Annotated in this window: 17 protein-coding genes; 6 read left to right on the top strand and 11 right to left on the bottom strand. The window is 73.5% G+C overall.

The annotated features are described in order from the left end of the window. Positions 1-43: 43 nt before the first annotated feature. The 4 genes from SRB5_RS14795 to SRB5_RS14780 all read right to left on the bottom strand — a co-directional run bounded on the left by SRB5_RS14795 (position 44) and on the right by SRB5_RS14780 (position 3,754). The gene (locus SRB5_RS14795) at positions 44-415 is read right to left on the bottom strand and encodes a cell division protein SepF (RefSeq protein ID WP_323377922.1); all 372 of its coding nucleotides are present in this window, start codon (positions 413-415) and stop codon (positions 44-46) included. 124 nt (positions 416-539) lie between these two features. After that, the gene (locus tag SRB5_RS14790) at positions 540-1,451 is read right to left on the bottom strand and encodes a glutaminase (protein ID WP_323377921.1); all 912 of its coding nucleotides are present in this window, start codon (positions 1,449-1,451) and stop codon (positions 540-542) included. Between the two features lie 63 nt (positions 1,452-1,514). Next, the gene (gene abc-f / locus SRB5_RS14785; protein ID WP_153452430.1) at positions 1,515-3,113 is read right to left on the bottom strand and encodes a ribosomal protection-like ABC-F family protein; all 1,599 of its coding nucleotides are present in this window, start codon (positions 3,111-3,113) and stop codon (positions 1,515-1,517) included. 347 nt (positions 3,114-3,460) lie between these two features. After that, a complete protein-coding gene (locus tag SRB5_RS14780) occupies positions 3,461-3,754 on the bottom strand; it encodes an effector-associated domain 2-containing protein (protein ID WP_153452429.1) in 294 nt (97 codons plus the stop codon). An 84-nt stretch (positions 3,755-3,838) separates the two neighbouring features. Here SRB5_RS14780 and SRB5_RS14775 point away from each other — a divergent pair, with 84 nt between their 5' ends. Next, complete coding sequence (locus SRB5_RS14775) at positions 3,839-5,287, top strand: 3' terminal RNA ribose 2'-O-methyltransferase Hen1 (RefSeq protein WP_153452428.1); 1,449 nt, start codon at positions 3,839-3,841, stop codon at positions 5,285-5,287. Further along, complete coding sequence (locus tag SRB5_RS14770; RefSeq protein ID WP_153452427.1) at positions 5,284-7,830, top strand: polynucleotide kinase-phosphatase; 2,547 nt, start codon at positions 5,284-5,286, stop codon at positions 7,828-7,830. The genes SRB5_RS14775 and SRB5_RS14770 overlap by 4 nt, the downstream gene beginning before the upstream one ends. A 95-nt stretch (positions 7,831-7,925) precedes the next feature. Here the strand turns inward: SRB5_RS14770 and SRB5_RS14765 are convergent, their stop codons facing one another. Genes SRB5_RS14765 through SRB5_RS14755 form a run of 3 tightly spaced genes read right to left on the bottom strand, consistent with a single transcriptional unit; the run spans position 7,926 to position 11,685 of the window. Then, a complete protein-coding gene (locus tag SRB5_RS14765) occupies positions 7,926-8,540 on the bottom strand; it encodes a histidine phosphatase family protein (protein ID WP_323377920.1) in 615 nt (204 codons plus the stop codon). Between the two features lie 48 nt (positions 8,541-8,588). Further along, a complete protein-coding gene (locus tag SRB5_RS14760; protein ID WP_153452425.1) occupies positions 8,589-10,904 on the bottom strand; it encodes a bifunctional salicylyl-CoA 5-hydroxylase/oxidoreductase in 2,316 nt (771 codons plus the stop codon). Beyond that, positions 10,858-11,685 carry an enoyl-CoA hydratase family protein gene (locus SRB5_RS14755; protein ID WP_153452424.1) on the bottom strand — a complete coding sequence of 276 codons (828 nt, stop codon included), beginning with the start codon at positions 11,683-11,685 and terminating at the stop codon, positions 10,858-10,860. Before SRB5_RS14755 ends, SRB5_RS14760 begins: the two co-directional genes overlap by 47 nt. A 120-nt stretch (positions 11,686-11,805) precedes the next feature. On the opposite strand from SRB5_RS14755, the gene SRB5_RS37725 reads away from it, so the two are divergent. Next, positions 11,806-12,846 (top strand): peptidoglycan recognition protein family protein, encoded by a 1,041-nt coding sequence (locus SRB5_RS37725; RefSeq protein ID WP_153452423.1) that lies wholly within the window; start codon positions 11,806-11,808, stop codon positions 12,844-12,846. Here the strand turns inward: SRB5_RS37725 and argF are convergent. The 4 genes from argF to SRB5_RS14730 are packed head-to-tail and all read right to left on the bottom strand — an operon-like array spanning position 12,815 to position 17,580. Further along, positions 12,815-13,813, bottom strand: a complete 999-nt coding sequence (gene argF / locus SRB5_RS14745) for an ornithine carbamoyltransferase (protein ID WP_153452422.1) — start codon at positions 13,811-13,813, stop codon at positions 12,815-12,817. The two genes, SRB5_RS37725 and argF, sit on opposite strands and share 32 nt — an antisense overlap. Positions 13,814-13,854: 41 nt before the next feature. Further along, positions 13,855-15,108: an arginine deiminase gene (locus tag SRB5_RS14740; protein ID WP_153452421.1), complete on the bottom strand. Its 1,254-nt coding sequence runs from the start codon at positions 15,106-15,108 to the stop codon at positions 13,855-13,857. A 27-nt stretch (positions 15,109-15,135) separates the two neighbouring features. Beyond that, entirely contained in the window at positions 15,136-15,939 is an 804-nt protein-coding gene (locus SRB5_RS14735) for a PaaX family transcriptional regulator (RefSeq protein WP_323377919.1), read from the bottom strand. Positions 15,940-15,948: 9 nt separating this feature from the next. Beyond that, positions 15,949-17,580 carry an AMP-binding protein gene (locus SRB5_RS14730; protein WP_153452420.1) on the bottom strand — a complete coding sequence of 544 codons (1,632 nt, stop codon included), beginning with the start codon at positions 17,578-17,580 and terminating at the stop codon, positions 15,949-15,951. 112 nt (positions 17,581-17,692) lie between these two features. Here SRB5_RS14730 and SRB5_RS14725 point away from each other — a divergent pair, with 112 nt between their 5' ends. From SRB5_RS14725 to SRB5_RS14715, 3 genes are all read left to right on the top strand, one after another. After that, positions 17,693-18,820, top strand: coding sequence for an acyl-CoA dehydrogenase family protein (locus tag SRB5_RS14725; RefSeq protein ID WP_153452419.1), 1,128 nt, complete (start codon positions 17,693-17,695; stop codon positions 18,818-18,820). 60 nt (positions 18,821-18,880) lie between these two features. Continuing rightward, complete coding sequence (locus SRB5_RS14720) at positions 18,881-19,255, top strand: RidA family protein (protein WP_153452539.1); 375 nt, start codon at positions 18,881-18,883, stop codon at positions 19,253-19,255. 7 nt (positions 19,256-19,262) lie between these two features. Further along, positions 19,263-20,364 (top strand): DUF2332 domain-containing protein (locus SRB5_RS14715; protein ID WP_153452418.1); only part of this gene is annotated, 1,102 nt, incomplete at its 3' end.

Here is a 20,364-nt window from a genome sequence, read left to right as displayed (position 1 = left end):
GTTCCGCCTGCGCGCGCTTCGCCCGATCGGATGGAGAACCGCGCTATCGCTCCGCCATGAGCTCCACTTCGGTGCCGACCGGCGCCAGCAGGAAGACGTTCCGGTCGACGCGGTGCATCGTGCTGCGTATGCCGAACGTGACACCGCTGGCGAAGTCCAGGATGCGCTTGGCCACGTCGTGGTCGGCCACGGTGAGATCGAGCAGCACCGGGACCTGCGCGATCAGATACTCCGCGACCTGGCGGGCGTCGGCGAAGCACTGGCAGCGGATCACGACGAACCGCCGCGCGTCCTCGGCCGGCGCGGTCTCCGGCAGCGCCTCGTGCCCCGTCCAGGACGGCCATTCGTTGCCCCGCAGGGGCACCACCTCGGCCAGCCCCCGCCACTGCTCGTCGGTGACGTCCTGTCCGTTCACCGGACCACCTCATACGTTCGCGCGTCGTTGATGGACATGGATCCGAACCCCGTTTTGGATCTCTCGTGCCTTACGTGCGGACATCGGCCGAGTCTAACGAGGACCACCGACAACGGGGTCCGGCTCAGAACACCGACCATCCGGTGAGCGTCGTGAAGTGGTCCAACGCCGCGACCCCGGCGACGGAGTTGCCCTGCTCGTCGATGCCGGGGCTCCACACGGCGACCGTGCACCGCCCCGGGACGACGGCCACGATGCCGCCGCCGACACCGCTCTTGCCGGGCAGCCCCACCCGGTACGCGAACTCGCCGGCGGCGTCGTACGCCCCGCACGTCAGCATCACCCCGTTGACCTGCTTGGCCTCGCGTACGGACAGCAGCCGGCTGCCGTCGCCGCGCAGCCCGTGCCGGGCCAGGAACCCGGTGGCCAGGGCCAGATCGCGGCAGCTCATGGCCAGGGCGCACTGGGAGAAGTAGTGCGCGAGGACGTCCGCGACGTCGTTCTCCAGATTGCCGAGGTCGGCGAGGAAGTGGCCGAGAGCCGCGTTGCGGTGGCCGTGTTCGGCCTCGGAGTCGGCGACGGCGATGTCGAAGTCGACGCCGCGGTTGCACGATTCGGCGCGCAGGAACGTCCGCAGCGCGCCGCGCGCGTCGCCGGTGAGGCTGAGCAGCCGGTCGGTCACCACCAGCGACCCGGCGTTGATGAAGGGGTTGCGGGGGATGCCGTTCTCGTACTCCAGCTGCACCAGGGAGTTGAACGGGGTGCCGGACGGCTCGCGCCCGACCCGCCGCCAGACGTCCTCGCCGCCCTCCGCGAGCACCAGGGCCAGGGTGTAGATCTTGGAGATGCTCTGCACGGAGAACGGCCGCCGCCAGTCGCCCACCCCGGCCACCTGCCCGTCGATGTCGGCGACGGCCATCCCGAAGTGCCCGATGCCGACGCCGGCGAGCGCGGGGATGTACGAGGCGACGGCGCCGCGCCCGATCTGCGGCCGCACCCCGGCGGCGATCTCGTCGAGCAGCGGCTGGTAGTCCACGCCCGCCACGCTAGGCGCGGCGGCCCGGTCCCGCGCGCGGGACTGGGCCGTCCGGCGGGGCGCTCAGCCCAGCTTCACCCACCGCTCCACACCGATCTCGGCGAGGAACCGCTCGTCGTGGCTGACCACCACGAACGCCCCCCGGTACGCCTTCAGCGCGCTCTCCAGCTGCCGGGTGCTCACCAGGTCGAGGTTGTTCGTCGGCTCGTCCAGGAGCAGCAGCTGCGGGGCGGGCTCCGCGCACAGCACGCAGGCGAGGGTGGCCCGCAGCAGCTCCCCGCCGGACAGCACGCCCACGGGCCGCTGGGCGCCGGCGCCGCGGAAGAGGAAGCGGGCGAGGAGGTTCATCCGCTCGGCCTGGGTACGGTGCGGGGCGAACGCGGCGAAGTTCTCGGCGACCGTACGGTCCGGGTCCAGCAGGTCCAGCCGCTGCGAGAGGTACGCGATCCGTCCGCCGGCCCGCCGCAGCTCGCCGCCGTCCGGCTCGAGGCCGCCGTCGATCAGCCGCAGCAGGGTGGACTTGCCCGCCCCGTTGGGGCCGGTGAGGGCGATCCGTTCGGGGCCGCGGATGTCGAGGTCGACGCCTCCGGCGCCAAAGACGTCCGTGTCGCCGAGCCGGATCCGCAGGCCCTCGCCGTGCAGGAGGGTGCGCCCGGCGGGGACGCCGGTGTCGGGCAGCTCCAGGACGAGGTGGGTGTCGTCGCGCAGGGAGCGCTCGGCCTCGTCGAGCCGGGCCTTCGCCTCGCCGACCCGGGAAGCGTGCGTCTGGCCGGCCCGGCCGGCGGACTCCTGGGCGCTGCGCTTCAGACCACCGGCGACGATCTTCGGGAGGCCGGCGTTCTTCAGGTTGCGGGCGGCGTTGGACTGGCGGCGTTCGGCGCGTTCCCGGGCCTGCTGCATCTCGCGCTTCTCGCGTTTGAGGTCCTGCTCGGCGTTGCGGATGTTCTTCTCCGCGACCTCCCGCTCGGCGCGGACGGCTTCCTCGTACGCCGTGAAGTCACCGCCGTACAGCCGCAGTGCGCCGCGTTCGAGTTCGGCGATGCGGTCCATGCGGTCGAGCAGCGCCCGGTCGTGGCTGACCAGGAGCAGGGCGCCGGTGAAGGTGTCGAGCTCGTCGTAGAGGCGGTGGCGGGCGGCCAGGTCGAGGTTGTTGGTGGGCTCGTCCAGGAGGAGGACGTCGGGCCGTTTCAGCAGCTGGGCGGCCAGTCCCAGGGTGACGATCTGGCCACCGCTCAGCGTGGCCAGGCTCCGGTCCAGGGTGAGGTCGCCGAGGCCGAGGCGGTCGAGCTGGGCGCGGGTGCGGTCCTCGATGTCCCAGTCGTCGCCGATGACGGTGAAGTGCTCCTCGGCCACGTCCCCGGCCTCGACGGCGTCGATGGCCCGGATCACGCCGGCCACCCCGAGCACCTCGCCGACGGTGAGATCACCGGTCAGGGGGAGGGACTGGGGCAGATAGCCGACGGTGCCGGTGACGGTCAGGGAGCCGCCGCGGGGGGTCAGCTCGCCGGCGATCAGCTTGAGCAGGGTGGACTTGCCGGCGCCGTTGGGGGCGACGAGGCCGGTACGGCCCGTTCCGACGGTGAAGGACAGGTCGTCAAAGACGGGGGTGTCGTCGGGCCAGGCGAAGGACAGGTTCGAGCAGATGACGGCGGATTCGGACATGGGTGGGGAACCTCGCGGGGGAGGCGGCAGGGGGATGCTCCTGCCGGCGCGGACAGGGGGCGGAGGGAACGACGTGGAGACCGCCCGGCGGCGCCTCGCGCGCCTGCCCGCGGTCGATCACATCCGGGTCTCACCCGGAGATGTCGTCGTCACCCGCCATGTCCGCAGCTCCTTACTGTTTTCTCCCGGGGGTAACCCCCGGACCCCCGGCCGAACAGCGGCTTACGTGGGGCAGCTGGTACAGGATATCGCGAGGCGACGAGCTCAGGCCGTCTTGCCTGGTGCCGGCCGCCGGCAGCCGCAACGACAGTAGCCCGGCGGGGTGGCGCGATCTCCGCGTTTCGGGCTCACTCCCCGGGGTCCGGCACCGGGCCGTAGTCCTCGCCAGTGTGGGCGGTCCGCAGGGCCGCGTGCAGGTCCGGGTCGGAATGGATCTCCGCCGTGTTGCGCCACGCCGTCACCAGCTGGGCGAGGCCCGCGGGGTTGTCCAGGTCGGCCGATGCCGCGAGGGCGTCGACCAGCTCCACGGAGAATTCGCGCACGTCGGACGCGGGCAGATACCTCACCCAGGGGAAGACCGCGGGCAGGACGTCCAGGACGAGGGCGCGGCCCTCGGGGCGTCGCATGAATTCGACGAACATGTGAGAAGTCTGCCGCGGGCGACCCATTCCCCGAACCGGAATATGCATGGTCAGCTCCCCACCCCACCCTGAATACTCACCCCCATGTTCCTGACCATCTCGACCACCGGCACCCCCGAGCACCCCGCCACCGACCTCGGGTTCCTGCTGCACAAGCACCCCGACAAGGCGCAGGTCTTCTCCACCGCGCACGGCACCGCGCACGTCTTCTACCCGGAGGCGGGGGAGGAGCGGTGCACGGCCGCGCTGCTGCTCGAGGTCGATCCCGTCGCCCTCGTGCGGCGGGGGAAGGGCAAGGGGAGGGGCGGGGCGCCGGACTCCGCGCTGGCGCAGTACGTGAACGACCGGCCGTACGCCGCGAGCTCGCTGCTCGCCGTCGCCCTCAGCGGCGTTTTCGGCACCGCGATGCGCGGCATCTGCCACACCCGGCCCGAGCGCGCCGCGCAGCCCCTGCCGCTGCGGATCGAGGTCCCCGCCGTGCCCGCGCGCGGCGGCGCAGACCTGGTCCGGAAGCTGTTCGAGCCGATGGGGTGGCAGGTCACCGCCGACCCCGTCGCCCTCGACCCCGGCTTCCCGGAGTGGGGCGAGTCCCGCTACGTGTCCCTGACGCTGGAGGGCGAGCTGAGGCTCGAGGCCGCCCTGCGGCATCTGTACGTCCTGCTTCCCGTCCTCGACGACGCCAAGCACTACTGGGTCGCCCCCGACGAGGTCGACAAGCTGCTCCGCGCCGGCGAGGGCTGGCTGGAGGACCACCCCGAGCAGAAGCTGATCACCGCCCGCTATCTGTCCCGCCGCTGGTCCCTGGCCCGCCGTGCCCTCGAGCGGCTGGAGCTGGCGCGGCTCGCGGAGACCGACGACACCGAGGCCGAGGAGCTGGACAACGCCGTCGACGAGGCCGTCGACACCGAGGAGCGCCCCGTACCCCTGGCCGTCCAGCGCCGCGAGGCGATCCTCGGCGAGCTCCGGGACTCCGGCGCCGCGCGCGTGCTGGACCTCGGCTGCGGGCAGGGGCAGCTGGTCGGCGAGCTGCTGAAGGACGTCCGCTTCACCGAGGTCGTCGGCGTCGACGTCTCCGTCCGCGCCCTCACCGTCGCCGCCCGCCGCCTGCGCCTGGACCGCATGGGCCCCCGGCAGGCGGACCGCGTCACCCTCCTGCAGGGCTCGCTGGCGTACACCGACAGCCGCCTCAAGGGCTACGACGCCGCCGTCCTCAGCGAGGTGATCGAACACCTCGACCTGCCCCGGCTGCCCGCCCTGGAGTACGCGGTGTTCGGCGCCGCCCGCCCCCGCACGGTGGTCGTGACCACGCCGAACGTCGAGTACAACGTCCGCTGGGAGACCCTCCCCGCCGGCCACTCCCGCCACTCCGATCACCGCTTCGAGTGGACCCGTACGGAATTCCGCACCTGGGCCGAGGCGGTGGCCGACCGGCACGGCTACACCGTCGCGTACACCCCCGTCGGCCCCGACGACCCCGAGGTCGGACCGCCCACCCAGCTCGCCACGTTCACCAGGAAGGAGGCCGCGGCATGACCACCCGCACCCTCGGCGTGCCGGACCTCTCGCTCGTCGTCCTCATCGGCACCACCGGCTCCGGCAAGTCGACCTTCGGCCGCAAGCACTTCAGGCCAACCGAGGTCATCTCCTCCGACTTCTGCCGGGGCCTGGTCTCCGACGACGAGAACGACCAGTCGGCCAGCCGCGACGCCTTCGACGTCCTGCACTACATCGCCGGCAAGCGCCTGGCCGCCGGCCGCCTCACCGTCGTCGACGCCACCAACGTCCAGCAGGAGGCCCGCCGCCAGCTCGTCGCCCTGGCCCGCGAACACGACGTGCTGCCCGTCGCGATCGTTCTCGACGTCCCGGAGAAGGTCTGCGCGGAGCGCAACGCCCGCAAGCCCGACCGCAAGGACATGCCCGCCCACGTCATCCCCCGCCAGCGCCGCGAACTGCGCCGCGGACTGCGGGGCCTCGAGCGCGAGGGCTTCCGCAAGGTCCACGTGCTGCGCGGCGTCGAGGAGGTCGACGCCGCGGAGATCACCCTCGAGCGCCGCTTCAACGACCTGCGCCACCTCACCGGCCCCTTCGACATCATCGGCGACATCCACGGCTGCGCCTCCGAACTGGAGACGCTGCTCGCGAAGCTCGGTTACGCGGACGGCGCCCACCCCGACGGCCGCACGGCCGTGTTCGTCGGCGACCTCGTGGACCGCGGCCCGGACACCCCCGGCGTACTGCGCCGCGTCATGGGCATGGTGGCGGCCGGTACGGCGCTGTGCGTGCCGGGCAACCACGAGAACAAACTCGGCCGCTGGCTCAAGGGCCGCAAGGTGCAGCACACGCACGGGCTCGCCGAGTCCATCGAGCAGCTGGAGCGGGAGGACGACACGTTCCGCGACGAGGTGCGGACCTTCGTCGACGGCCTCGTCAGCCACTACGTCCTCGACGGCGGCAACCTCGTCGTCTGCCACGCCGGCCTGCCGGAGAAGTTCCACGGCCGCACCTCCGGCCGGGTGCGCGGCCACGCGCTGTACGGCGACACCACCGGCGAGACCGACGAGTTCGGCCTGCCCGTGCGCTACCCGTGGGCGGAGGACTACCGCGGCCGCGCGGCCGTCGTGTACGGCCACACCCCGGTCCCGCAGGCGTCCTGGCTGAACAACACCATCTGCCTCGACACCGGCGCCGTCTTCGGCGGCAAGCTCACCGCGCTGCGGTGGCCGGAGCGCGAGCTGGTCGACGTACCCGCCGAGCAGGTCTGGTACGAGCCGGTGAAGCCGCTGGCCACCGAGGCCCCCGGGGGCGCGGACGGCCGGCCGCTGGATCTGGCGGACGTGCTCGGGATTGGGGTATCCCCTGCTCGAGCGAAGCCGAGAGCTTGGGGAAGCATCGTCGAGACGCGGCACATGGGGCGGCTCGCCGTACGGGAGGAGAACGCGGCGGCGGCGCTGGAGGTGATGAGCCGGTTCGCGGTGGATCCGCGGGTGCTGATGTACCTGCCGCCGACCATGGCGCCCACCGCCACGTCCGACGTCGAGGGGTATCTGGAGCATCCGGCGGAGGCGTTCGCCGCGTACCGGGCGGACGGGGTGCGCGAGGTCGTGTGCGAGGAGAAGCACATGGGCTCGCGGGCGGTGGCCCTGGTCACCCGCGACGGGGACGGCCGGTTCGGCGCCGGCGCGCTGCACACCCGTACCGGGCGGCCGTTCTTCGACGACGCGGAGCTGACCGGGCGGTTCCTCGACCGGGTGCGGGCGGCCGTCACCGGCGCGGGGCTGTGGGAGGAACTGGACACCGACTGGCTGCTGCTGGACGCGGAGCTGCTGCCCTGGTCGCTGAAGGCGACGGGACTGCTGCGGCACCAGTACGCGGCGGTGGGCGCCGCCGCCCGCGCGGTGTTCCCCGGCGCGCTGGGAGCCCTCGAGGCGGCACAGGCGCGCGGGGTGGACACCGGTGGGCTGCTGGCCCGGCAGCGGGACCGCTCCGCGGACGCGGACGCGTTCACGGAGGCGTACCGGCGCTACTGCTGGACGACGGAGGGGCTGGAGGGGGTGCAGTTGGCGCCGTTCCAGCTGCTCGCCTCGGAGGGCCGCAGCCACGCGGGCGTGCCGCACGACCGTCAGCTGGCGTGGCTGGACCGGCTGGTCGAGGCCGACGGCTCCGGGCTGCTGCGGCGTACGGGACGGCTGTTCGTCGACACGTCGGACGAGGCGTCGGTGGCGGCGGGGGTCGACTGGTGGCTGAAGCTGACCGCTTCGGGCGGCGAGGGGATGGTCGTCAAGCCGCTGGCGGCGCTGGTCCGCAACGCCGACGGCCGCCTCGTCCAGCCGGGCGTGAAGTGCCGCGGCCGGGAGTACCTGCGGATCATCTACGGCCCGGAGTACACCCGCCCCGACAACCTCGCCCGCCTGCGCCAGCGCTTCCTCGGCCACAAGCGCTCCCTGGCCCAGCGCGAGTACGCCCTGGGCCTGGAATCCCTGGACCGCCTGGCGGACGGCGAACCACTGTGGCGCGTCCACGAGGCGGTGTTCGCGGTCCTGGCGCTGGAGTCGGAGCCGGTGGACCCGCGGCTGTGAGCCGGCGGGGCTGTGGATAACCGCGGGGTCTGTCGGTGGCGGGCGCTAGCCTGAGAAGGGCGTGGCCCCCGGGCGGGAGGGGACCGCGTACCACCTCAGAACGGCATCGTCCGCGAGTTGAACGACAGCAGGCTCACCCGGCCGGGCTCCACCATCCGGAGTTCGGTCAGGGCGCCGTTGCGCATGTCCGGGAAGACGCGGCGGTAGTCGCCCGGGGGCATGTGCAGCAGGTCCGACAGGACCAGGCGCATCAGGGTGCCGTGCCACACGACGAGGACCCGCTGCCCCGGGTGCGCGTGGGTGATGCGCCACAGCGCGGCCGTCCCGCGGCGCATCGCCGCCCGGGGGTCCTCCTCGCCCGGTACCGGGTTCGCCACCGGGTCCGCCTCGAACGCCGTCACCGCGTCCGGGTCCTCGGCGGCGACCTGGGCGAGGGTGCGGCCCTCCAGCGTGCCGAAGTCCAGCTCCGTCAGGTCCGCGTCGGTCCGCAGCTCCACCCCGGCCGCCCGGGCCGCGGGGGCCGCCGTCGCCCGGGCGCGCGACAGCGGTGAGGACCAGACGGCGTCCAGCTCCGCCTTCCCCGCCCAGGTGCCCAGCGCCTCGGCCTGGGCCAGCCCGAGGTCGGTGAGGTCGATGTCGCTGATGCCGGCGTACCGGCCGCTCGTGTGCCAGACGGTTTCGCCGTGCCGGGCGAGGAAGAGAGTCGTCACATGATCACGGTAACTCAGTGGTGTGCGCCGACCGGTACGAGCCGCCGGTCACAGCGCCGGCCGCGGCTTCGGCGCGTCCGTCCGCCCCGTCGGCGGCTTGCGCGAGCCGGCCAGGTACGGGGCGGGCCAGGGCGCGCCGGGGCCGGTGTAGTCCTGGTCGGCGGCGGCGTGCAGCGTCCAGTGCGGGTCGTACAGATGGGGGCGGGCCAGCGCGCACAGGTCCGCGCGGCCCGCCAGGAGCAGCGAGTTCACGTCGTCCCAGGACGAGATGGCGCCGACCGCGATCACCGGCACGCCCACGTCCGCGCGGATGCGGTCCGCGTACGGCGTCTGGTACGAGCGGCCGAACGCCGGACGCTCCCCGGCGACGACCTGTCCCGTCGACACGTCGATCGCGTCCGCCCCGTGCGCCGCGAACGCCCGCGCGATCGCGACGGCGTCGTCCGCCGTGGTCCCGCCGGGCGCCCAGTCGGTGGCCGAGATCCGTACCGTCACCGGCCGGTCGGCGGGCCACACCTCCCGTACCGCGTCGAAGACCTCGAGGGGGAAGCGCAGCCGCGCGTCGAGGGGGCCGCCGTAGGCGTCGGTGCGGTGGTTGGTGAGCGGGGAGAGGAAGCCGGACAGCAGATAGCCGTGGGCGCAGTGCAGCTCCAGCAGGTCGAAGTCCGCTTGGGCGGCCCGGCGGGCGGCAGCCACGAACTGCGAGCGGATCGCGCCGAGTCCGGCGGCGTCCAGCGCGTGCGGGACCTGACTGACCCCCGCCCGGTACGGCAGCGCGGACGGCGCGACGAGGGGCCAGTTGCCGGCCGGGAGCGGATCGTCCATCCCCTCCCACATCAGCTTCGTGGACCCCTTGCGCCCGGAGTGCCCGAGCTGGCAGCCGATCGCCGTGCCGGGCGCCGCCTCGTGCACGAATCCCGTGATCCGCCGCCAGCCCGCCTCCTGCTCGTCGCTCCACAGCCCCGTGCACCCCGGCGTGATCCGCCCCGAGGGGCTGACGCACACCATCTCCGTCATCACCAGCCCCGCCCCGCCCAGCGCCCGCGCCCCGAGATGCACGAGGTGGAAGTCCCCCGGAAGGCCGTCGACGGCGGAGTACATGTCCATCGGCGAGCACACCACCCGGTTGCGCAGCGTCAGCCCCCGCAGCCGCAGCGGCGTGAACATCGGCGGCGTGCCCTCCGGCACCCCCGCCTCCGCCTCCACGGCCCGGACGAAGCCGGGATCCCGTACCCGCAGATTGCCGTGCGTGATGCGCCGGCTGCGGGTCAGCAGACTGAACGCGAACCGGTACGGCGGCTGCCCCGCGTACCGCTCCAGCTCCTCGAACCACTCGAGGCTGGCCCGCGCCGCCCGCTGCGTCGACGCGACCACCGGCCGCCGCTCGGCCTCGTACGCCGCCAGCGCCTCCGGCACACCGGGCCGCTCACGCAGACACGCCGCCAGCGCGAGGGCGTCCTCCACGGCCAGCTTCGTCCCCGACCCGACGGAGAAGTGCGCCGTGTGCGCCGCGTCCCCCAGCAGGACCACGTTCCCCGCCGACCAGCGCTCGCACACCACCGTACGGAACACCGTCCACAGCGACCGGTTCCCCGTCAGCGCCCGCCCGCCGAGCGCGTCGGCGAAGTACGCCGCGCACCGCTCGGCGGACTCCCGCTCCCCGCACCGGTCCAGCCCGGCCCGCCGCCACACCTCCTCCCGCATCTCCACGATCACCGTGGAGGCGTCGGCGGCGTACGGATACCCGTGCAGCTGCATCACCCCGTGCTCGGTCTCCGCGATCTCGAACCGGAACGCGTCGAACGCGAACGGCGCGGACAGCCAGATGTACCGGCACCGGTGCTCCTCCACCCGGGGGCGGAAGACGTCGGCGTACGCGCCCCGCGCCGCGCTGTTCACCCCGTCCGCGGCGATCACCAGGTCGTACGCGGAAGCCAGCTCCCCGACGGGCGGCGCCTCGGTACGGAACCGCAGCGACACCCCCAGCTCCCGGCACCGCTCGTGCAGCACGGCCAGCAGCCGGCGCCGTCCGAGCGCCGAGAAGCCGTGGCCGCCGGAGCGCAGGGACTTCCCCCGGTGGACGATGTCGATGTCGTCCCAGCGGACGAACTCCTCCCGCAGCGCCGCGTACACCCCGGGGTCGGCGTGCTCGATGCCGCCGAGGGTCTCGTCGGAGAGGACGACCCCGAAGCCGAAGGTGTCGTCGGGGGCGTTGCGCTCGAAGACCGTGATCTCCCGCGCCGGATCGAGCCGCTTCAGCAGCGCGGCGGCGTACAGCCCGCCCGGTCCGCCGCCGGCCACCGCCACCCGCACGGCGCTACCGCCCCTGCCACTCGGGCGGCCGCTTCTCCGTGAACGCCGCATGGAATTCGGCGTAGTCGGAGCTGTTCATCAGCAGCGCCTGCGTGCTGGCGTCCAGCTCCACGGCGGCGGCCAGCGGCATGTCCAGCTCCGCCGTGAGCAGCGCCTTGGTCTGGGCGTGGGCCAGCGCGGGCCCGTCGGCGAGCCGGCGCGCGAGGTCCTGCGCGGCGGTGTCCGCCCGGCCCTCGTCGGCCATCAGGCTGATCAGCCCGATGCGTTCGGCCTCGGGGGCCCGTACGGGCTCGCCCAGCATCAGCAGTCGCGTCGCGTGCCCGAGGCCCACCACGCGCGGCAGCAGATACGCGGCGCCCATGTCGCCGCCGCTCAGCCCGACCCGGGTGAACAGGAACGCGAACCGCGCCGACGGATCGGCGACCCGGAAGTCGGCGGCCAGCGCCAGCACCGCGCCGGCCCCCGCCGCCACCCCGTGCACGGCGGCGATCACCGGGAACGGGGCCTCGCGGACGGCCCGTACGACCTGCCCGGTCATCCGGTTGAAGTCGAGCAGCCGCCCGGTGTCCATGCCCAGCGTGGCGCCGATGATCTCGTCGACGTCCCCGCCGGAGCAGAACCCCCGCCCCTCCCCGGCCAGCACCAGGGCCCGCACCGCGCGGGAGCGGGACAACTCGGCGAGCAGATCGCGCAGATCGGCGTACGCGCCGAAGGTGAGCGCGTTGAGCTTCTCCGGCCGGTCGAGGGTCACCGTGGCGACGCCGCCGGTGACGTCGAGCCGGATGTGCTGCCAGTTCTCGGTGGGCACGGCTGATCCGGTGAACGGGCTCATGGAACCGAAGCTATCACCGAACCGTGACCGTCGTCACGGGTACGCGATAGCCGTACGGACCGTCGTCCGCGTGGCGCTGTCCGCTCGCGCGCCCGGGCGGGTCGGCCGATCGTGGAGGACATGCGTGGCTTGAGAGGGTTTCGACATATACCCGGGCACGGCGCACTCGCCGGGCGAATACGCACCCGGCCCCGGCTGCTCGCGGCACTGGCCGCCGCGGCGGCGCTGGTGGCCGGCCTCTGCGTCTGGCTGGCGCCGGGCGGCGGCGCCCCGCCGGCTCCCGCCCAGCCCCGGGCGGCGGGTCCCCCGCTGACCGTGTTCCACGCGGCCGTCCGGCCGACGATCGTGCCGCGCTCGGCGTGGATCCACGACACCGCCCGCGACCGGCCCCCGCCCAAGTACGCGGGACGCGTCACGGCGGTGGTGGTCCACCACACGGACTCCCCGAACAGCTACGACTGCGCCGACGCCCCCGGCATCATCCGCGCCCTGTACACGGGCCAGACGGAGGTGCGCGGCTGGGACGACCTCGGCTACAACTTCCTCGTCGACCGCTGCGGCACCATCTACGAGGGCCGCGCGGGGGGCATCGAACGCGCGGTGGTCGGCGCCCACGCGCAGGGCTTCAATCGCGGTACGACGGGCATCGCGGCCCTCGGTACGTTCACCGCGGGACAGCCCGTACCGGCGGTGATGGAGCACGCGATCGCGGCGTTCGCCGCCTGGAAGCTGGGGCGCTCGCTCATCGACCCCCGCGAGGGCGTGCGGCTGGTCTCCAGCAACGACCACGCCCGCTTCCCCGCCGGCACCACCATCACGGTCCCGGCGATCGCCGGCCACGACGCCGGCTACGAGACCTCCTGCCCCGGCGCCGCCCTCTCCGCCCGCCTCCCGGCGATCCGCGAGGCCGCCGCCCGCCTCCAGGGCCTCACGGGCGAGGCGCTGCCCCCGTACCGCCGCGCGGCCACCGCCGCCGTACCGGTGCCGAAGACGCCGGAGACGGCGGTCGTGGCGGACGACGCCCGGCCGCCCGGGACGCAGATCGCCGTCCCGCCGGGCACGTCGCACGTCCCGTCGCCGGGCGTCGTCGAGGCGGAGTACGCCCGGTACGCCGACCGCTTCGCCGGGGTCAGCCGAGCATGGCGACCAGCAGCGCCTTGATGGTGTGCATCCGGTTCTCGGCCTCGTCGAAGACGACGGACGCCGCGGACTCGAAGACCTCGTCCGAGACCTCCAGATACGTCAGCCCGTGCCGCTCGTGGATCTCCCGGCCGATCTCGGTGCCCAGATCGTGGAAGGCCGGCAGGCAGTGCAGGAACTTCACGTCCGGGTTCCCGGTGGCCGCCAGCACGTCGGAGGTCACCGCGTACGGCCTGAGCGCGGTGATCCGCTCGTCCCAGACGTCCTTGTGCTCGCCCATCGACACCCATACGTCCGTGGCCACGAAGTCCGCGCCCGCCACACCCTGGGCGACGTCCGCGGTGAGGGTGATCCGCGCGCCCGTGCCCTCGGCGATCTTCCGGGCCTCGGCGACGATCTCCTCCGCCGGCCAGTACGCGGCGGGCGCGACGAGGCGGACGTCGAAGCCGAGCAGCGCGCCGGTGATCAGATACGAGTTGCCCATGTTGAAGCGGGCGTCACCCAGATAGGCGAAGCTCTGCTCCTCGAGCGGCTTGGGGCAGTGCTCGATCATCGTGAGCACGTCGGCGAGCATCTGGGTGGGGTGCCAGTCGTCGGTGAGCCCGTTGAACACGGGCACCCCGGCGTGGGCGGCGAGCTCCTCGACGTCCGTGTGGGCGGTGCCCCGGAACTCGATCGCGTCGAACATCCGGCCGAGCACGCGGGCGGTGTCCTTCACGGACTCCTTGTGTCCGAGCTGGGAGGCCGAGGGGTCGAGATAGACCGTGGTCGCGCCCTGGTCGGCGGCGGCGACCTCGAACGCGCAGCGGGTGCGGGTGGAGGTCTTCTCGAAGATCAGGGCGATGTTCTTCCCCGTGAGGAGCCGCTCCTCGACGCCCATCGCCTTGGCGGCCTTGAGCTGCGCGGCGAGGCCGACCAGCTGGCGCAGCTCGTCGCCGGTGAAGTCCAGCTCCTTGAGGAAGTGGCGGCCACTCAGCTCTATCGCCATGGTCGGGCTCCCGGTTCCTTATGTATATACGAGTGAATGCATCACCATACAGGATCGCGTTCGACCGGACAGCTCATGCACCGCGGGCCGCCCCGTCCCCGGCCCAGCTCGCTGCCCCGGATCTCGATCACCTCGATGCCCTCCTTGCGCAGATAGGTGTTCGTCGTGGAGTTCCGCTCGTACGCCACGACCACCCCCGGCTCCACCGCCAGCACGTTGCAGCCGTCGTCCCACTGCTCCCGCTGCGCCGCGTGCACGTCCTGCGCGGCCGTGAGCACCCGGATCCTCTCCAGCCCCAGCGCCGCGGCGATCGCACGGTGCATGTGCTCCGGCGGATGGTCGGTGACCTTCAGCTCCTCGCCGCCCGCGCCGGGCTCGATGGTGTACGAGCGGAGCATGCCGAGCCCCGCGTACTCGACGAAGGTGTCGCCGTCGACCATCGTCATCACGGTGTCGAGATGCATGAACGCCCGGTGCTTCGGCATGTCCAGGGCGACGATCGTACGGGCCGAGCCGGCCTGGAACAGCCCGCGCGCCAGCATCTCCACGGCCTGCGGGGTGGTGCGCTCGCTCATCCCGATGAGCACCGCGCCGTTGCCGAGGACCAGGACGTCGCCGCCCTCGATGGTCGACGGGTAGTCGGCCTGGCCGGCGGACCAGGTGTGGAATGCGGCGCCGGCGAAGAGCGGGTGGTGGCGGTAGATCGCCTCGAAGTGGACGGTCTCGCGCTGCCGGGCGGGCCACTTCATGGCGTTGATCGACACCCCGTCGTACACCCAGCAGGAGGTGTCGCGGGTGAAGAGGTGGTTGGGCAGCGGGCCGAGGAGGAAGTCGTCGGGGTCCATCACATGGAAGCGGACGGAGGCGGGCTCCTCGTACGCCTCCAGGTACTCGCGCTTGGTGAGCCCGCCGACCAGCGCCTCGCCGAGCTGCCCGGACGGCATCGCGGCGAACGAGGCGCGCAGCCGGTCCGTGGCCAGCGGCCCGAACTCCTTCTCGTCGAAGACCCGGTCAAGGATCAGCTCGCGGGCCTCGGGGATGTCGAGGCTCTCCGCGAGCAGATCGCCGAACAGGTGTACGTCGACACCGCGGTCGCGCAGCACGTCCGCGAAGCCGTCGTGCTCCTCGCGGGCGCGGCGCACCCACAGCACGTCGTCGAAGAGGAGGGCGTCCTTGTTGGTCGGGGTGAGCCGTCTCAGCTCCAGATCCGGCCGGTGCAGGATCACGCGGCGCAGCCGCCCGGTCTCGGAGCCGACGCCGAAGCCACCGCCGGCAGGGTGCGCGGGTGGGGTCATGACGTCACCCTGCCACGACACCGGTGTTCAGGGCGCCGGGACGACGAACTCCGCGCCGCGTGCCCGCAGCCGCGTGTGCAGCGCCGCGAACACCTCCGCCGCCCGCACCCCCGGCCAGTCCTCCGGCAGCAGCGACGACGGCAGCCCCGGATCGGCGTACGGCAGCTGCCGCCAGGCGTCCACCGCCAGCAGATAGTCCCGGTACGCCTCCTCGGGCGTGGGCTGGGCGTCGGCCGCCGCCCAGCGCCGCAGCACCGGCTCCTGCCCGGCGAGGAACACCCGGTGCATGGCCGCGACGGCGTCCAGGTCCCACCACGAGGCCACCGCGTCGGCCGTCGCCGTGAACCCCTCGTGTGTCCCGCGGAACAGCTCCACGTACGACGTCAGCCCCAGCCGCACCAGGGTGTGCCGCGTCTCCTCGTACACGTGCGACGGCGCGATCCACACCCCCGGCGACGCCTGTCCGAACCCCAGCCGCGCCAGGCGCGAGCGCAGCAGATGCCGCTTCCCGCGCTCCTGTTCGGGCACGGAGAACACCGCCAGCAGCCACTCCCCGTCGTCCTTCAGCAGCGGCCGCTCGTAGATCCGCCGGTCGCCGTCCTCCAGCGTCACCCGCGCGGACTCCGACAGCGTGTACAGCCCGCCCTCGGCGACCAGGAACCCGCGCCGCTTCAGCCGCGACACCGCGGAGCGCACGGCGGGCGCGTCGACACCGACCGCGCCGAGCAGCCGGATGAGGGCGGACACGGGCAGCGGGCCCGTGCCCGGGCCGCGCCCGTACGTGCCGTAGAAGGTGACGATCAGGGATCGCGGGGTGCGCTGTTCTGCCACTCGATCACTCTATCGATCGGCGTCGGTCCGCCGCCGCTCGTGCTCACGCAGAACGAACCGCTGCAGCTTGCCCGTCGGGGTGCGCGGCAGGGCGTCGGCGAAGAGGATCTCGCGCGGACACTTGTACGGCGTGATCTCGGCCCGTACGAACTCGATCAGGTCCCCGGCACCCAGCTCCCCGGCCCCCGGAGCCCGTACGACGTACGCCACGACGACCTCCCCCCGGTCCGGGTCCGGCCGCCCCACGACCGCCGCCTCCGCGACGCCGGGGTGGCGCAGCAGGGCGTCCTCGACCTCGGGGCCGGCGATGTTGTACCCGGCGGAGATGATCATGTCGTCGGCGCGGGCGACGTACCGGAAGTACCCGTCGGGCTCACGGACATAGGTGTCGCCGGTGATGTTCCACCCGCCCCGCACGTACTCCCGCTGGCGCGGGTCCGACAGATAGCGGCACCCCGTCGGCCCGCGCACCGCGAGCAGCCCCGGCGTCCCGTCCGGTACGGGTGTCAGGTCGGGGCCGACCACCGCGGCCTCGTAACCCGGGACGGGGACGCCCGTGGTGCCGGGGCGGATGGCGTCGTCGGCGGCGGAGACGAAGATGTGCAGCATCTCCGTCGCCCCGATGCCGTTGATGATCTTCAGCCCGGTCGCCTCGTACCAGGCCCGCCAGGTCGCCTCGGGGAGGTTCTCGCCGGCCGACACACAGCGGCGCAGACCGCTCAGGTCGTACGGGGCCCGCTTGGCGAGCATCGCCCGGTACGCGGTCGGCGCCGTGAACAGCACCGTCACCCCGTGCTCCGCGATCGCCGGCAGCATCCGGTCCGGCCCGCCCTGCTCCAGCAGCAGCGCGGACGCGCCCGCGCGCAGCGGGAAGACCAGCACCCCGCCCAGCCCGAAGGTGAAGCCCAGCGGGGGACTGCCCGCGAACACGTCCTCCGGTACGGGCTTCAGCACATGCGCCGAGAACGTGTCCGCGATCGCGAGCACGTCCCGGTGGAAGTGCATGCACCCCTTGGGCCGGCCGGTCGTCCCCGAGGTGAACGCGATCAGCGCCACGTCGTCCGCCGACGTCTCCACCGCCGTGAAGCACTCCGGCTTCCCCGCCGCCAGCCGCAGCAGATCGTCCGGCGCCTCCCCGCCGAACGCCGTGACCGCCAGCCCCTCCACCTCCGCCTTCGCCAGCTCGTCCACCGACCGCACGTCGCACAGCGCGTGCGTGACCTCGGCGATCCGGCATATCGTCCGCAGCTCGTGCGCCCGCTGCTGCGCCAGCACGGTCACCGCCACCGCGCCCGCCTTCATCACCGCCAGCCAGCACGCCGCCAGCCACAGCGTCGTGGGCCCGCGCAGCAGCACCCGGTTGCCGGGGAGGACGCCGAGGTCCGAGGCCAGCGTGTGGGCGATGCGGTCGACGTGGCGCTGCAACCGCCCGTACGACCAGACCTGACCCCCGCCGTCGCGCAGCGCCGTCCGTCCCGCGCCGAACCGCTCGACCGTCCGGTCCAGCAGCTCCGCACCGCAGTTGAGCTGATCGGGATACCGCAGCTCCGGCAGGGCGAAGCGGAGCTCCGGCCACTCGTCGCCCGGCGGCAGATGGTCGCGGGCGAAGCTGTCGGCGTGCGCGGAAGGCTTGAGCTGCATGGCGGAATCGCCCCCTTGCGTACGCCTGCAGAATCGTTTCGAGCGTAGCGTCACGGTGACGACAGTCAACAGTGCGCGATAACGTGCGTGTCGGCGACGAGGAGGTCATCCGATGCCCGACGCGTACGAACTCGCCCCCGAGGAGCAGCGCTGGTGCGCGGAGCTGCGCGCCCTGGCCGCCGGACCGCTGCGTACCCTCGCCGACGCGGGCCCGCCCGGCGAGGTGAACCGCCCCCTCGTCGCGGCCCTCGGCGAACTCGGGCTGCTCGAGCGGGTGTTCCCCTCCGACGGGCCCGCCGTCCGCGCCCTCGACCTGTGCCTGCTGCGCGAATCCCTCGCCCGCGCCTGCACCGAGGCCGAGACGGCGCTCGCCCTGCAGGGCCTCGGCGCCTGCCCCGTCGCCCAGGCCGGCACGGAGGAGCAGCGTGCGCGCTGGCTGCCCGGGGTGCGCGCCGGGCGGGCGGTCGCCGCGTTCGCGCTGAGCGAGCCCGGCGCGGGCTCCGACGCCGGCGCCCTCGCGCTGACGGCCGCCCGCGACGGCGCCGGGTGGCGGCTGACGGGGGAGAAGACGTGGATCTCCAACGCCCCCGCCGCCGACGTCTACACGGTATTCGCCCGCACCACGGCGGACGCCGGCTCCCGCGGCGTCACGGCGTTCCTCGTCCCCGCCGACCGCCCCGGCCTGACCGGCGAACCGCTGCGGATGCTGTCCCCGCACCCCATCGGCTCCCTGCGCTTCGACGCCGTCCCCGTGTCACCGGACGACGTCCTGGGCGAACCCGACGCCGGCTTCGGCGTCGCGATGCGCACCCTCAACCTCTTCCGCCCCTCCGTCGGCGCCTTCGCCGTCGGCATGGCACAGGCGGCGCTGGACGCGTCGGTGGACTGGGCGGGCCGCCGCGAGGCGTTCGGCGGACCCCTGAAGGACCTGCAGTCCGTCGGCCACCGGCTCGCCGAGATGGCCACCCGCACCGAGGCGGCCCGCCTCCTGGTGTACGCGGCGGCCTGCGCGTACGACCGCGGCGCCCCGGACGTCGCCAAACGCTCGGCGATGGCGAAGCTGTTCGCCACGGAGACCGCCCAGTGGGTCGTGGACTCCGCCGTCCAGCTGCACGGCGCGCGGGCCCTCCAGGAGGGACACCCGCTGGAGCACCTCTACCGCGAGGTCCGCGCACCCCGGATCTACGAGGGGGCCACCGAGGTGCAGCGGGGGATCATCGCGCGGGAGCTTTACCGGTGAGCCCTGTCATCGCCCCCTCTTCCGAAGGAGTGCCTTGTGACCGTGCACCACGTCAACCCGATGTCCCTCGCCAAGCCCTCCGGCTTCAGCCATGCCGTCACCGCCACCGGCGGCACGCTCGTGTTCCTCGCCGGCCAGACGGCCCTGGACACCGACGGCCGGATCACCGGCGACGGCCTCCCTGCGCAGTTCGAGCAGGCGCTGCGGAACCTTCTCACCGCCCTCGCCGCCGCGGGCGGTGACCCCTCCCGGCTGACAAGGGTGACGGTGTATGCCACCGACCCCGGGGACTACCGCGACCACGCGGCGGAGCTGGGGCGGATCTGGCGCAGGCGGGCGGGGGACACGTATCCGGCGATGGCGCTGATCGGTGTGACGCGGCTGTGGGACGAGGAGGCGCTGGTCGAGCTGGACGGGATTGCCGTCCTGCCATGATCAGTGCATGACCCTCGAACGCGCCGCCGACATGATCGAGTGGCAGGCCGACGCCTGTGCCCAGCTCGACTCACCCCTCTACGCCGACCTCCTGCGCCGCGCCGCTCGCGACGTCCGCACCGGCGGCCCGTGCGCGGCGGCCGTCGAGGGTTACGAGGACGCCCCCGGCCCCGACGCGATCGCGCTGCGGCTGGCCGGCGGGGTCCACGCACTGGTCCTCACCGGCCGCGCCCCCGCCCTCGCCGCGTACTACCCGTCCGCCGGCGGACGCTGGACCCCGGCGGAGGCGGACGCCTGCTGGGAGGCGTTCCGGGAGACGGTGGGCGGCGAGCTGCCCTGGATCCGGGACTGGATGACGCGGCCCCCGCAGACGAACGAGGTCGGCCGGTCGAACGCCCTCCTCGCCGGCCTGCTGGACGCCGTCGCCCACCACCCGCTCCCGGTCCGCCTGCTGGAGCTGGGCGCGAGCGCGGGGCTCAACCTCCGGGCGGAGGCCTTCCGGTACGAGTCCGACGGCTTCGCGTGGGGACCGCCGGACTCCCCGGTCCGGCTGACGGACGCCTGGCGGGGCACACCGCCGGCCTGGCTGACGCAAGCGGCGGCCGCCCACCCGTCGCTGCGGGTGACGGAGCGGCGGGGCTGCGACCTCACGCCGATCGACCCGCTGACGGAGGCGGGCGCGCTGGCGCTGCGCTCATACGTCTGGCCGGACCAGTCCGCCCGCCACGCGCGCCTGTCCGGCGCCCTGACACTGGCGGGCACGCTGCCGGCGCGGGTGGAACGGACCGGGGCGGCGGACTTCCTGGCGGGGGTCGCGGTGGAGCCGGGGGTGCTGACGGTGGTGTGGCACTCGGTGATGCGGCAGTACGTGCCGCGGGGGGAGTGGGAGGCGGTGTCGGGTGAGCTGGAGCGGCTGGCGGCGGCGTCGTCCGCCACGGCGCCGTTCGCGTACGTGTCGCTGGAGCCGCGGCGGGTCGGCGGGGGGCGCCCGTTCGTCGTCGCGACGCGGCTGGGGGCGGGGCGGGAACGGTTCCTGGCGACGGCGGCGCCTCATGGGCTTCGGCTGGACGGTGTCGTAGTTCAGGCGCTTCTGGGAGGTGTTCTCCTCG

Source organism: Streptomyces smaragdinus (genome assembly GCF_009604385.1).
GTDB lineage: Bacteria > Actinomycetota > Actinomycetes > Streptomycetales > Streptomycetaceae > Streptomyces > Streptomyces smaragdinus.
The sequence above is the reverse complement of the archived record's forward strand: the minus strand, read 5'-3'. Positions and strand labels throughout refer to the sequence as shown.